This window comes from Streptomyces sp. SAS_281 (assembly GCF_052542855.1).
In genome coordinates, this window is sequence record NZ_JBMNDO010000021.1 from 1 (window position 1) to 12,767 (window position 12,767).

Consider the following 12,767-nt stretch of genomic DNA (forward strand, 5'->3'; position numbering starts at 1 on the left):
TTCTCCGCCGGCCCCGCCGGAGAAGACGCGCCCGACCGCCGTGCGTCCGGACACCCAGTGGGAGCGTGAACATGGACCAAGTCAGCAGATACCTGGTGCTGAGCGACCGCGCGTACGCCGACACCGCCGGCGTTCCGGTCCGGCTCGCCTACGGCACCCGCACCGCGAGCACCGTGGCGGTCGACCTTCCCACCGCGCGGGCCCTGGAGGCCGGCGACGCCGGCGCGATCAGCCCGGCCTGGACCGGCGCCCTGCGCGCGGCCAGGCTGCTCGTACCGGCCGGCGAGGACGAGCTGGCCACCGTGCTCGACCGCAACCGGCGCGCCTCGGCGGACCGTTCGGCGGTGCACATCGCCCTGTTGCCGACCTCCTACTGCAACATGGGCTGCGCCTACTGCGGACAGGAGCACACCCGGGGCGGGCTGTCCCGCAACCACCGCAGCCGGGTGCACGACCGTGTGCTGCGCGCCGTGACCGCCCCGGAGACCCGCAGCGCCCGCATCGACTGGTTCGGGGCCGAGCCGATGATGGGGTACGCCGTCATCCGCGACCTCGCCCCGCGGTTCGTCGCCGCCGCCGCCGAGCGCGGGGTCGCCTACTCCTCGGTGATCGTCACCAACGGTTCCCTCCTGAATCCCGCAAAAATCAACACCCTCATCCGTTCCTGCGGGGTCACCCATTTCGAGATCACGATCGACGGGCCGCCGGATATCCACAATGAACACCGGCCGCTGAAAAGCGGACGCGGATCTTTCTGGAACATCGTGCGTGCCGTGCGTTCCGTACTCGACGAACCGGATCTGGGGCCCACCCATTTCTCGTTCCGGACGAATGTCGATGTGCACAACCAGGACTCCGTGCCCCGCTATGTCGAGCTGATGGCGGAGCTTGGTTTCAGCCACCCCCGCGTATCCTTCTCGATCGCTCCCGTGCACTCGTGGGGAAACGACGTATCGGAGATCGAGGTCTCCAAGTACGAGTTCGCCGAACGCGAGACGGGATGGCTCAAACTGCTCACCGGTCACGGGCTGCACACCCAGCTGCTGCCGACCACCGCGCGGAAGGTCCTCTGCCCCGCCACGACCCGCTCGTCCGAGATCATCAGCAGTACCGGCAACATCTTCTCGTGCAGCGAGTACCCCCTCGTCCCCGAGGCCGAGCGCACCCTCGCGCTGACGCACATCGACCGGGCGGGCACCGAACCGGTCCGGCCGCTGGGGCCCTTCGACGGCTGGAACGACGAGATCGCCGCGGGCAGCACCTGGTGCAAGAGCTGCGTCTTCATGCCCACCTGCGGGGGCTCCTGCCCCAAGGCGTGGCAGGAGGGCCATCCGCCCTGCCCCGGCTACAAGTACAACGTCCAGGACAGGCTGGATCTCATCGCCGCCCAGTGCGGCCTGCACGAGGTGGCCGGCGAGCCCGCCGGAGCCCGGTGATGACGGCGGAGACCGGACCGGGCACCCCGCGCCGGCTGCTCATCGGGGTCTGCGGCTCCGGCAACGTACTCGCCGTCCCGCAGTACCTCATGGCCCTGCGCACCGGCCTCGGACCCGGCGTCGAGATCCGTATGGCCATGACCCGCTCCGCCGCCGCGCTCATCCCGGCCGCGACCATGCGGCTGCTGTGCCGGGACGTGTACTGCGACGGCGAGGACGAACTGACGACCGGTCATGTCGCCCCCGCCGTCTGGGCGGACCGGTTCGTCGTCCTGCCCGCCACCGCCAACATGCTCGGCCAGGCCGCCAACGGGCTCGCCTCCGGACTCCTCAGCTCCGCGCTGCTCGCCCATGAACGCCCGGTGGTGTTCTTCCCGAGCATGAACAGCCTGATGTGGGAGCGCCCCGCCGTCCGCCGCAACGTGGACCGGCTGCGGGCGGACGGCCATGCCGTCGTGGACCCGGTGCCCGCCGCGGGCTGGCAGATCGCCGCCGGCGACGTGCGCAAGAACCTCGGGCTGCCGCCGCCCGCCACCGTGACGGCGGTGATCGGCGAGTTCCTGGACATGCCGGTCGGCCCGCTCGGCGGCTGACCGCACACCATCAGCAGAAGGAGGGCACGTGGCAGCAGCCGGACAGAGGTTCCGTACGGCACTGACGGGCGGACCCATGTCCGTGCGCGGCTTCCGGCTGCTGCTCGCCGGACAGCTCTCCTCCACGGTCGGCGACTACTGCTACGCCGTCGCGCTGCCCTGGCTGATCCTCTCCGGCGACGGCGGCCCGGTCCTGCTCGGCACGGTCCTGGCCTGCTACGGCATCCCGCGCGTCGTCACCATTCCGCTGGGCGGGGTGGTGGCCGACCGCATCGGCGGCCGGCGGGTCATGCTCATGACCGACCTGGTGCGCGCCGCGGCCGTGGGCATCCTCGCGGTGCTCGCCTCGGCCGGGACGCCGACGCTCGGCCAGCTCGCCCCGATCGCCGTCGTCCTGGGCGCCTGCTCCGGCATGTTCATCCCCGCCTCGTACACCCTCCTGCCCGCCCTGCTGCGCAAGGAGGACCTCGGCCGGGGCAACGCCCTGTCGACCATGGTCAACCAGGTCGGCGGACTCCTCGGACCCACCGCGGGCGGCGCCCTGGTGGCGGCCTTCGACGCGGGCCCGGCGCTCACGGTCGACGCCGCGTCCTTCCTCGTGTCGGCGCTCGTTCTCGCCCGGATCCGCACCGGCGCGGACACCCCGGAGCACGACGGGGCCGACGCCGCCGACGAGACCCCGTCCCGCAAGGTGTCCTTCCCGGAACTCCTGCGCCACGGCAGGCTGCTGCACGTCGTCCTCGTGGTGGCCCTCGTCTGCAACCTGGCCTTCAACGGCACGATCGAGGTGGCGCTGCCCGAACTGGCCCACCAGGGGATGGGCGCCACCGGCTACGGGATCCTGCTGACCTGTCTGAGCCTGGGCGGTCTGGCCGGCTCGCTGGTCGCCGCCCGCAGCCGTCCAGTGCGGTCGCCCGCCTATCTGTTCGCCGTGCTCGCGGTCGTCATGGGCGTCGCCCTGAGCGCCGTGCCGTACGCCGGAGGGCTGGCCGGCGCCGCGGTGTGCGTCTGTGTGTACGCCCTGGCCAGCGGCTGGCAGAACATCGTCGTGGTGACGATGCTCCAGGTCTGGGCACCGTCCGCGCTCATCGGCCGGGTCATGAGCCTGGTCATGCTGGCCGTCATGGGCACCTTCCCGGTCTCCGTCGCGGTGGCCGGCTTCGGGGTCCGCCACCTCGGCGCGGCCCCCTTCTTCCCGGTGGCGGGCGGGGCCATCGCGCTCACCGTGCTGGGCGCGCTCACCCAGCGGGTGTTCCGCGAGCACCGCGCCGACACCGAGTACGCCCCGCCGGTCCCCGCACCCGCCGGGGCCCCGGCCGCCCGCTCCACGCATCCAGGGCAGGACAACAGTCAGGAGTCACCACGATGAGCGTGTTCGTCCCGTTGGGCATGGAACGGTTGAAGGGCGGCCCGGACCACGGCGGCCCGCGGCCGGGCCGGGGCACCGGCGACACCGCTTACCTGCTGATCAACCCGCCGGTGACCGACCCGACGACCGCCTACCACTCGATCCCGTACCTCGTGGGCGCCGCCAGAGCGGCCGGCCACACCGAGTACGCCTGCGTGGACGCCAATCTCGACGCCTTCACCTACCTCGCCGACCCCGTGCGCTTCGGCGCCACGCTCACGGCCGCCCGCGCCCTGCGCGCCGAGATCGAGGCCAGGTCCGGCGACCCCCGCCGCCACGACGAGATCCGCTACCGGCAGGCCCTGGCCGCCGAGGGCCTGACCGCCACATCGGCGCGCGACGCGATCCGCGTGTTCCAGGACCCCGAGCACTTCTACCACCCCCCGACCTATGCGCAGGCGGTCGCGGTGACGAGCCGGTGGTGGGAGCTGATCGCCCTGGAGATGCCCCCCGGCGCGGCGGACGGCTTCTCGATGCGGGTCAAGTCCGCCGTCAACCTGTGCAGCACGGCGGACCTGTCCGACCCCGAGGTCCCGGCCGCCGTGGCCCGCCCCTTCGAGGGCTACTTCGCCGACGAGTTCGTCCCGAAGCTGCGCGAACACCCCTGGGCGGTGGTCGGGCTCTCGGTCAACTACACCAGCCAGCTGCCCGTCGCCCTGCGGATGGCCCGCCTGGTCCGCACCGTGCTGCCCGACACGGTGATCGTCTTCGGCGGCACCGAGGTCGGCGACGTGGTCAAGTACGCGTCCGACCCGGCCTCGGCGTGGCGGGTCTTCCAGGACGCCGACCTGATCGTGCCGGGCGAGGGCGAGAACGCCCTCATCGGCATCCTCGACGCCGTGGGGAACGGCGCGGTCCGGGGCGGTGACGCCTTCGAGGGCATCGGCGGCGTGATGACCAGGAGCCGGCCGGACCCCGTCATCGCGTACAGCAGCGTGGCGACGCTCGACCCCCCGGCGTACGACGTGTGGGACTGGGACCGGTACTGGTCGCCCGAGCCGGTGATCCTCTACAGCCCGACCCGCGGGTGCTACTGGAACAAGTGCACCTTCTGCGACTACGGCCTCAACACGGACCGGCCGACCTCGCCCTCGCGGGAACGCCCCGTGGCCGCCGTCCTCGAAGACCTGCGGGAGGTGAGCCGCTACGGCAGGACCCTCTACTTCGCGGTGGACGCGATGTCCCCGCGCTATCTGCGCACCCTCGCCGCCGCCCTCGCCGAATCCTCCCTGGACCTGCGGTGGTCCGCCGAACTCCGGCTGGAGCGGACGTTCCCCAAGCGGGCCGTCGGCGAACTCCTCGCGGCCTCCGGCTGCGTCGCGGTCTCCTTCGGCTACGAGTCGGGCAGCCAGCGGGTCCTCGACCTCATCGACAAGGGGGTGAAGATCGACGCCGTCCCGGACGTCCTGGCCGAACTGGCGCGCAACGGCATCGCCGCGCAGATGATGGGTTTCACCGGTTTCCCCACCGAGACCCGGGACGAGGCGCTGGAGACGTACGAGTTCCTCCACCACCACGAGAAGCTGTGGACGACCGCCGGCATCGGCCTGTTCGCGCTGACCCCCGGCTCCATCGTCGCCAAGGACCCCGGCCGGTTCGGCATCGACCTCCTGCCGACCTCCGCGTCCGACGACATCCGGCGCTATGTCCCCTGGCGCGACCGCCGGTCCGGCGAGGTGCACTGGCCGGAGGCCGAGGACCCGCGCATCCCGCGCTCGTACAGTGCCGGCTACCGCAGGACCAGCTTCGACCGCCCCTTCGTCGGCGGGATCGACGCCGCGCACACCCTGCTCTACCACGCCCGCTTCGGCCGGGGACTGCTTCCCGAGACCCCCGAGGGCCCCGGCCGCGACGAGGAACCCCGCGTCCGCCTGGTCGAGGAACCGGTCGTGACCATCCCCTTCGCCTCCGTCGACGGGCTCACCGGGGTCGCCGACCTGATGGCGCAGGTCAGCCGCCGCAGCCGGGAGCACCTGGACACCACGTCCGGTGGCTACCGGGACTGGCTCGACGGCACCGGCACGGCCCGTGCCGGCTCCTGCGGCGTCCTCGTCCTGGCCCACGGCGACCTGGTGGAGGTGCCCGCCGGTGTGGACTTCGGCACGGACAACGCCGTGACCCGCGCCCTGCGCCTGATGCTCGCGACGCAGGCCCGCGCCTGAGGCGGTCCGGGGCGGCCGATTGAGACGCCGGGCGTCTCGGTTCCGGGGGAACTGGGTATTGGACCGGTCACGCCGCCGGGTGCGAGGGTCTTACCGGACCCTCGCACTCCGTCTCCCGGAAAGGCCCCGCCGTGCCCGACGCCCTCGATGTCGTGATCTGCGAACCCCTGCGCACCCCCATCGGCCGCTTCGGCGGGGTGTTCGCCGGGGAGAAGCCGGCCGCCCTCGCGGCCCACGTGATCGCCGAGGTCGTCGCCCGGACCGGCATCGACCCCGACCGGGTGGACGAGGTGATCCTCGGTCACGCGTACCCGTCGGCGGAGGCCCCCGCGATCGGCCGGGTCGCCGCCCTGGACGCCGGGCTCCCGCAGTCGGTGACCGGCCTCCAGACCGACCGCCGCTGCGGCTCCGGGCTCCAGGCGGTCCTGGACGCGGCGATGCAGATCCGGGCCGGGTTCAGCGAGGTCGTGATCGCGGGCGGCGTCGACGTGATGAGCGGCGCCCCGTACTACACGCACGACGGGCGCTGGGGCATCAAGGGCCCCGGCCTCCAGCTCCACGACGCGCTCGCCCGGGGCCGGGTCACCGCGGGCGGCGTCCACCACCCGGTCCCCGGCGGCATGATCGAGACGGCCGAGAACCTGCGGCGCGCGTACGGGATCAGCCGCGCCGACCAGGACGCGCTGGCCCTGCGCTCGCAGCGGCGGGCGGGTCTCGCCGCCGCCGAGGGCCGGTACGCGAAGGAGACGGTCCCCGTCACCGTACGGACCAGGAAGGGCGAGACGGTGGTCACCGCCGACGAGCACCCCCGCCCCGACACCACCGCCGAACAGCTCGCCGCGCTCCGCCCGGTCATGCTGAAGTCCGACCCGGACGCCACCGTCACCGCGGGCAACGCCAGCGGCCAGAACGACGCGGCGGCCGCCTGCCTCGTGACGAGCGCCGCCACCGCCGAACGCCTCGGCCTCACCCCGCTCGTCCGGCTCGTCTCCTTCGCCCGCGCCGGGGTGCCCGCCGCGACCATGGGCCTCGGGCCCGTCCCCGCGACGCAGGCCGCGCTCGGCCGCGCCGGGCTCACCCTCGCCGACCTCGACCTGATCGAGCTGAACGAGGCGTTCGCCGCCCAGGTCCTGGCCTGCACCCGGGAGCTGGGCCTCGGCGAGAAGGACCACGAGGAGCGGGTCAACGTGAACGGCTCCGGCGTCTCGCTCGGCCACCCCGTCGGCGCGACCGGCGCCCGCATCCTCGCCACGCTCACCCGCGAGCTGCACCGCCGCGAGGCCCGCTACGGCCTGGAGACCATGTGCATCGGCGGTGGCCAGGGCCTCGCGGCGGTCTTCGAGCGCGTGACGGTCTGACGGGTCGGCTACGTGGCTTCCGGGCCGAAGTCCTCCGTGAAGTGGCTGTCGTGCCGGACGCGGAACCGCTTGAGCTCCTCGCCGCCGCGCTGCGACATCTCCGCGACCCGCTCGAAGTACTCCTCGCGCGGGGCACCCGGCGAGAACAGCATCAGCATGGACATCGGTTCGTCCCGCCCCTCGTCCTACTGCTTCACGCGCACCCGCTCGTCCGCCGCCGCTCCCGCCGCCAGGTGGTCCTCTGCCGCGTCCGGGTCCGTCAGCCGGTTCAGCCGGGCCGGCACGTCGAGTCCGACCAGCAGCACCACGATCACCGTGCCCGCGAAGGTCAGCACGGCCAGGGCCCGCCCCAGGCTCATGCCCGACGCCAGGTGAGCGCCGAGCACCGGGGCGACCGCCCCGCCCAGGGCTCCCACGTTGTAGGTGAAGCCCAGCGCCGCGCCCCGGCTGCGGGTCGGGAAGTGGCCGCCGATGTAGCGGGGGAGGAGGCCGGAGATGCCGAAGCCGGTCGCCTGGAGCAGGAAGAGCAGGACGCCGAGGAGCAGCAGGTTGTCCTCCACCGCGAAGACCGGGTAGACGAAGGCGAGCGACGCCAGCAGCGTCAGCGCGTACGCCTTCCTCGTACCGATCCGGTCGCCGAGGAAGCCGGCCGTCCAGCAGCCGGCCATGGTCCCGAAGCCCGCGAAGTACAGGACGTCGGTGACCTGGCCCGTCGAGTAGCCCAGCTCCGTCTTCAGGTACGTCGGCAGCAGCGCCTGGATCGGCCAGGAGTACAGGAAGGCGAAGAACAGCGTCACGATCATCGACAGGTAGAGCACCCAGCCGCGCTTCCCGCCCAGCTGCACGGCGAGCGCCGCCAGCGAGACCCCGGCGACCACCGAGAGCACCGGCACCAGGCCCGCGCCGCCGGGCGTGAAGACCAGGAACAGCGAGAGCGTGGCGACGGCCACCAGGAGCGTGTTGACGGTCGCCCTGCGCGGGGTCCGGAACAGGGGCCGGAACGGGTTGGGCTTCGCACCCTCGTCCGCCACGGACTCCGTCCACTCCTCCGCCTCGGGCAGCGCCCGCCGCATCCACAGCGCGATGGCGATCGGGATCAGCCCGAGGTAGAACATCCAGCGCCAGCCGAGTGACGGCACCACCCAGTCGTACACCTGGGCGGCCAGCACGGAGCCCACCGAGAAGCCGGAGATCAGGAAGCCGCTGGCACGGTTGCGCAGGGCGGGCGGCCAGCTCTCCATGACGTACGTGGAGCTGGCGCTGTACTCGCCGGCCATGCCCATGCCGATGGCCAGCCGGGCGGCGAACAGACTGTGGTAGTTCCACGCGAACCCGCAGGCGAAGGTGCCCAGCGAGTACAGCAGGATGCTCGCCACCATCGACGGCTTCCGGCCGTAGCGGTCGCCGAGGGCGCCGAGCACGGCGCCGCCGAGCCAGCGGGTGATGAAGGCGCCGGAGATCAGGCTGGCGGCCTGCACCGCGCTCAGCCCGAAGTCGTCGCTGATCTCGGTCAGCACGAGGGTGATCAGCACGAAGTCGAAGCCGTCGAGGACGTAGCCGATCCAGGCGGCGAAGAACGACTTCCACTGGGTGCGGCTCACCTGGCGGTACCAGGGGAGCGCGGGGGGTGTGTGGTGCACGGTGACTCCAGGATGCGGGACGGCGCTCGTCGTTGAACAGCCGCCCCGCGAAAAGGGGCAGGTCAGCGCCGGGTGATGCCCGTCACGAAGCGGGCGGTGAGAGCCGTGGGCGCGGTGATGGCGGTTCCGACGACGACGCTGTGCGCGCCGCGTGCCAGCGCCTCGGCCGCGTCCTCGGGGGTGTTGATACGGCCTTCGGCGACGACGGGTACGCCGATCGCGGCGGCGAGTGCCGCGACCAGGTCCAGATCGGGCCCGGTCTGCTTCGGCTGCCCGGGCACGTAGCCGGACAGGGTCGTGGAGACGAAGTCCGCGCCGAGCCGGGCGGCCGTGACGCCCTCGGCCAGGGTGGAGACGTCGGCCATGACGAGCGCGCCGGCCGCGTGCACCGCCTCGACCAGCTCCGCGAAGGTCGAGCCGTCGGGACGCGGCCGGTCGGTGGCGTCCGCCGCGACGACGGCCGCCCCGGCCCCGGCGACCGCGAGGGCGTGCCGAACGGTCGGCGTGATGTAGACGCCGGTGTCGCCGTCCTTCCACAGTCCGATGACCGGCAGGTCCACGGTGGCGGTGATCGCGGCGACGACCTCCGGCTCGTTGGCCCGGACCGCCGATCCGCCGCCGGCGACCGCCGACCGCGCCAGCCGCACCAGTGTGGCGGTGTCCCGCATCGGGTCGCCCGGGGGCGCCTGGCAGGACACGATCAGCTTGCCCCGGAGGGCGGTGGACAGCTCCCGTGCGTTCATCGGAGGACTCCCGGTCGGTGGAGGGGAAGGGTGAGGGTGAGGGCCGCCGCGCCGAGCACGGCCGCGTCGTGGCCGAAGAGCGGGGCGCGCGGGACGAGCCCGCGCAGCGGACCCATCAGCTCGGCCGCGAACGCGTCGCGCAGCGCGTCCCCGTACAGCGGCCCGATGCGCGGGACCCCGCCGCCGACGACAACGCGGTCGGGTCCGAGCGCGTTGGCGAGCCCGCCGAGCACCCGGCCGGCGGCCGAGGCGCCCGTGGTGATCGCGGTGACGGCGTCGGCGTCGCCCTCGGCGGCGCGCGCGGCGACCGTCTCCAGGCGGCCCGCGGGCGCGCCGGTCAGCCGCTCGTAGTGGGCGGCGATCCCGGGCCCGGAGGCGATGACCTCCAGATGGCCGGTGGCCCCGCAGGTGCAGGGCAGCCCGGCCGCCTCCGGGCTCGGCAGGTGGCCCAGGTGCCCGGCGATACCGGCCGCGCCGTGCACCATCCGCCCGTCGGCCGCGACCGCGCCGCCGACGCCGGTCCCGATGGCCGCGAACAGCAGCGAGGCGTGATCGCCGCCGTCTACGCGCAGCGCGCCCAGCTCGGGGCCCGCCGTGGCCCGTACGTCGTTGTCGCAGGCCACCGCGTACCCGGTGCGGTCCGCCAGACCGGTGCCCAGCGGGGTCCCGGCCCAGCCCCGGATCGCGTCGGTGGAGCTGGTGACCGTGCCGGTACGCGGATCGATCACGCCGGCCGCCGCGATGCCGGCCACGGACGCCGTGCGGCCGGGGTCGACCTCGGCGACGGCCGCAGCGAGCGCGTCGAGCACCGCCGGCGCACCCTCCCGGGCCGGGGTGGGCCGGGAGCACCGCGCGACCACGGTGCCGTCCGCGCCGAACAGCGCGGCGGCGATCTTCGTCCCGCCCAGGTCCAGGCCGACGACCGGCCGCCGCGTCGGAAGCGCCCCGGGGGCCGCCGTCGAAGCCGTCATCGGACCGGCGGCAGGCCGGCGTCGCGCAGCCGCCCGGAGACGTACGCGACGGACTCCGCCGACAACTGGATCTGCGGGAACACCGTGTCGCCGCACTCGATGACCCCGAGCAGCCTCAGCGCCGCCTTGAAGGAGCCGAGCGCCGACGAGCTGCGGCCCATGTCCGCCTCCGGGCCCGCGTCGACCATCGCGAACAGCTCGACCAGGCGCTCCTGCTCCTTGGCGGCCAGCGTCCAGTCGCCGGCGCGCGCGGCCTCGTAGAGCCGTACGTAACCGCCCGGGTCCACGTTGCCGATGCCCGGGACGACCCCGTCGGCGCCGGCCAGCAGGGCCGCGTCCACCGTCAGCTCGGAACCGGTGAGGACGCTGAAGCCCGGCACCGGACCGTGCGCCCGGCCCTCCCGCCCGCCGAGCTCCACGACGAGCCGGCGCAGCCCGCCCTCGTCGCCGCTGCTGTCCTTGAGACCGGCCAGCGTGCCGTCCTCGGCCAGCTCGCGGACCAGGGCGGCGGAGAGCTTGCTGTGCACGGCGACCGGGATGTCGTACGCGAACAGTGGCAGGTCCACCTCGGCGCGCAGCCGGCGGAAGTGCGCGGCGATCTCCCGGGGGTGGGTGCGGGTGTAGAAGGGCGCGGTCGCGACCAGGGCGTCCGCGCCGAGGGCGGCGGCGGCTTCGGCGTGCTCGGCGACCCGGGCCGTGGTGGTGTCGATGACTCCGGCGAGGACCGGGACCCGGCCGTCGGTGGCGTTGACGACGGTCTCCAGGACCGTGGCGCGCTGCTCGTCGGTGAGGTAGGCGACCTCGCTGGTGGACCCGAGCGCGAACAGCCCGTGCACACCGCCTCCGACGAGGTGGTCCACGAGCCGGGTGAGCGATGCGGTGTCGACCTCCCCGCGCGGGTCGAGCGGGGTGCAGACCGGCGGGACGACGCCGCGCAGCGGTGCGGGCAGGGACATGATGAAGGCTCCAGACGTGAGACGTAAGATGTCTTATGTCTGCGGTACCTTAATCAGACGCTCCTGCGAACGGTCAAGGGGCACCGGTACCTCGGGAGGACGTTGTGGCGCGGCCCACCATGGCTCAGGACATCGAGCGCAGGGTCAAGGGGCTCATCCTGGAGCGCCGCCTGGCCCCCGGCGACGCCCTGCCCACCGAGGCCGAGCTGATGGACCTCTTCGAGGCCGGCCGGGTCTCCGTGCGCGAGGCCCTGAAGTCGCTCCAGGCGGTCAAGGTCGTGGAGATCCGACGGGGTTACGGGACCTTCGTGGGCTCCCTCTCCCTGTCGCCGTTCGCCGAGGGCCTGGCCTTCCGGGCGGCCGTCCGCCACCGCCAGGGCGAACCGGGCCTGGCCGAGCTGATGAAGGTGCGCGAGGCGCTGGAGGCCGGGCTCGTCGGGGCCGTCGCGGCGGGCGTCCCGGCGGACGACCTCGACGTGCTGCGCGCGCTCGTCGCGACGATGGAGGGCGAGGCGGCGGACGGCGGCAGGGTCGCGCGCGCCACGGACCGGGCCTTCCACCTCGCGCTCTACGCCTCGCTCGACAACCACCTGCTCAGCGAGGTGCTCGACGCGTTCTGGGCCGCGATGGACCGGGTGCGCGAGGACTTCGACGACGGCCACCAGGACCCGTCGGTCACCTGCCGCCAGCACCGCGAGATCGTGGAGGCGGTGGCGGCGGCCGACGGGGAGCGCGCGGTCCGGGCCATGCGCACGCACTTCGACGGCATCCGGGACCGGCTGAACGCGGGGTGACGGGGTTCAGGGCCCGCCCGTGACCGCCCTGACCGCCATGCGCACCGCGCGCTCGGAGACCGCCGCGTAGTCGTCGCCCGCCTCGATCGCCGTCGTGGCGGCGTTCACGATGCCCTGGAGCAGGACCGCCGTGCGGCGGGGATCGTCCTCGCCCAGTTCGGTGAGCGCCTCGGTCAGCGGGGTGAGCAGCGCGCCGTGCACCCGGCCCGCGCTCTCCCGCACCAGCTGGGCGTCCCGCACCCCCGCCAGCGCCCGCGCGATCCGGTGCTCGCCGCTGCGCACCAGTTCCAGCTGCGCCGACACATAGGCGGCGACCCGCTCCCGGGGTGTGCGCGCCGCCGCCATGCCGGCGTCGATGGCGTCCGTCCAGCGGGGCAGCGCGTCCTCGACCACGGCCGCGAGGAGTTCGGGCCGGCCGGGGAAGTACTTGTAGACGCTGTTGCGCGCCAGGCCCGTCGCCCGGGCCACCGCCGCGAAGGTGACCGCCTCCGCGTCGCCGCCCTCCAGCAGTTCGCGCGCCGCCCGCACCAGGGCCTGCCGCTGCCGGGCGTGGTGTTCGGCGACCGTGGCGGCGCTGATCCGGGGCATCCGCCCAGTTTAGAAGCCCCGAGCCCCCGCTGAACCGGACCCCCACTTGGGGACGGTGCGTCCCCATCATCTATGTTGGCGACGCACCGTCCCTAAAAGACGCCGTGCCGGAAGGGAC

General features: G+C 73.5%; 12 protein-coding genes. 6 read left to right on the forward strand and 6 right to left on the reverse strand.

What is annotated here, in order from left to right; translation table 11 throughout:
- The first annotated feature begins 71 nt into the window (after nt 1-71).
- The 5 genes from ACN6LM_RS10570 (at nt 72) to ACN6LM_RS10590 (ending at nt 6,957) form a co-directional block, all read left to right on the forward strand.
- Entirely contained in the window at nt 72-1,436 is a 1,365-nt protein-coding gene (locus ACN6LM_RS10570) for a radical SAM protein (RefSeq protein WP_445065060.1), read from the forward strand.
- The gene (locus tag ACN6LM_RS10575) at nt 1,436-2,029 is read left to right on the forward strand and encodes a flavoprotein (RefSeq protein ID WP_445065061.1); all 594 of its coding nucleotides are present in this window, start codon (nt 1,436-1,438) and stop codon (nt 2,027-2,029) included. Before ACN6LM_RS10570 ends, ACN6LM_RS10575 begins: the two co-directional genes overlap by 1 nt.
- 28 nt (nt 2,030-2,057) lie before the next feature.
- Entirely contained in the window at nt 2,058-3,398 is a 1,341-nt protein-coding gene (locus ACN6LM_RS10580; RefSeq protein WP_445065062.1) for an MFS transporter, read from the forward strand.
- Complete coding sequence (locus ACN6LM_RS10585; protein WP_445065063.1) at nt 3,395-5,599, forward strand: B12-binding domain-containing radical SAM protein; 2,205 nt, start codon at nt 3,395-3,397, stop codon at nt 5,597-5,599. The genes ACN6LM_RS10580 and ACN6LM_RS10585 overlap by 4 nt, the downstream gene beginning before the upstream one ends.
- Nucleotides 5,600-5,730: 131 nt before the next feature.
- Complete coding sequence (locus ACN6LM_RS10590; protein ID WP_445065064.1) at nt 5,731-6,957, forward strand: acetyl-CoA C-acetyltransferase; 1,227 nt, start codon at nt 5,731-5,733, stop codon at nt 6,955-6,957.
- 8 nt (nt 6,958-6,965) lie between these two features.
- On the opposite strand, the gene ACN6LM_RS10595 is transcribed toward ACN6LM_RS10590, so the two are convergent.
- The 5 genes from ACN6LM_RS10595 to ACN6LM_RS10615 all read right to left on the reverse strand — a co-directional run bounded on the left by ACN6LM_RS10595 (nt 6,966) and on the right by ACN6LM_RS10615 (nt 11,267).
- Entirely contained in the window at nt 6,966-7,121 is a 156-nt protein-coding gene (locus ACN6LM_RS10595; protein ID WP_445065065.1) for a hypothetical protein, read from the reverse strand.
- 21 nt (nt 7,122-7,142) lie between these two features.
- Nucleotides 7,143-8,597 carry a sialate:H+ symport family MFS transporter gene (locus ACN6LM_RS10600; protein ID WP_445065066.1) on the reverse strand — a complete coding sequence of 485 codons (1,455 nt, stop codon included), beginning with the start codon at nt 8,595-8,597 and terminating at the stop codon, nt 7,143-7,145.
- A gap of 62 nt (nt 8,598-8,659) precedes the next feature.
- On the reverse strand, nt 8,660-9,340 hold the full coding sequence (locus ACN6LM_RS10605) for an N-acetylmannosamine-6-phosphate 2-epimerase (RefSeq protein WP_445065067.1): 681 nt from the start codon (nt 9,338-9,340) through the stop codon (nt 8,660-8,662).
- On the reverse strand, nt 9,337-10,311 hold the full coding sequence (locus ACN6LM_RS10610; RefSeq protein WP_445065068.1) for an ROK family protein: 975 nt from the start codon (nt 10,309-10,311) through the stop codon (nt 9,337-9,339). The genes ACN6LM_RS10605 and ACN6LM_RS10610 overlap by 4 nt, the downstream gene beginning before the upstream one ends.
- Nucleotides 10,308-11,267 (reverse strand): dihydrodipicolinate synthase family protein, encoded by a 960-nt coding sequence (locus tag ACN6LM_RS10615; RefSeq protein ID WP_445065069.1) that lies wholly within the window; start codon nt 11,265-11,267, stop codon nt 10,308-10,310. The genes ACN6LM_RS10610 and ACN6LM_RS10615 overlap by 4 nt, the downstream gene beginning before the upstream one ends.
- A 104-nt stretch (nt 11,268-11,371) precedes the next feature.
- Here ACN6LM_RS10615 and ACN6LM_RS10620 point away from each other — a divergent pair, with 104 nt between their 5' ends.
- Nucleotides 11,372-12,061, forward strand: coding sequence for a FadR/GntR family transcriptional regulator (locus tag ACN6LM_RS10620; RefSeq protein ID WP_445065070.1), 690 nt, complete (start codon nt 11,372-11,374; stop codon nt 12,059-12,061).
- A gap of 6 nt (nt 12,062-12,067) precedes the next feature.
- Here the strand turns inward: ACN6LM_RS10620 and ACN6LM_RS10625 are convergent, their stop codons facing one another.
- A complete protein-coding gene (locus ACN6LM_RS10625; protein WP_445065071.1) occupies nt 12,068-12,649 on the reverse strand; it encodes a TetR/AcrR family transcriptional regulator in 582 nt (193 codons plus the stop codon).
- Nucleotides 12,650-12,767 lie beyond the last annotated feature (118 nt).

Excerpts from the sequence above, each read along its gene's own strand:
- ACN6LM_RS10570 (WP_445065060.1), top strand. The coding sequence starts at position 72 with ATGGACCAAGTCAGCAGATACCTGGTGCTGAGCGACCGCGCGTACGCC.
- ACN6LM_RS10575 (WP_445065061.1), top strand. The coding sequence starts at position 1,436 with ATGACGGCGGAGACCGGACCGGGCACCCCGCGCCGGCTGCTCATCGGG.
- ACN6LM_RS10585 (WP_445065063.1), top strand. The coding sequence starts at position 3,395 with ATGAGCGTGTTCGTCCCGTTGGGCATGGAACGGTTGAAGGGCGGCCCG.
- ACN6LM_RS10595 (WP_445065065.1), bottom strand. The coding sequence starts at position 7,121 with ATGTCCATGCTGATGCTGTTCTCGCCGGGTGCCCCGCGCGAGGAGTAC.
- ACN6LM_RS10605 (WP_445065067.1), bottom strand. The coding sequence starts at position 9,340 with ATGAACGCACGGGAGCTGTCCACCGCCCTCCGGGGCAAGCTGATCGTG.
- ACN6LM_RS10610 (WP_445065068.1), bottom strand. The coding sequence starts at position 10,311 with ATGACGGCTTCGACGGCGGCCCCCGGGGCGCTTCCGACGCGGCGGCCG.
- ACN6LM_RS10615 (WP_445065069.1), bottom strand. The coding sequence starts at position 11,267 with ATGTCCCTGCCCGCACCGCTGCGCGGCGTCGTCCCGCCGGTCTGCACC.
- ACN6LM_RS10625 (WP_445065071.1), bottom strand. The coding sequence starts at position 12,649 with ATGCCCCGGATCAGCGCCGCCACGGTCGCCGAACACCACGCCCGGCAG.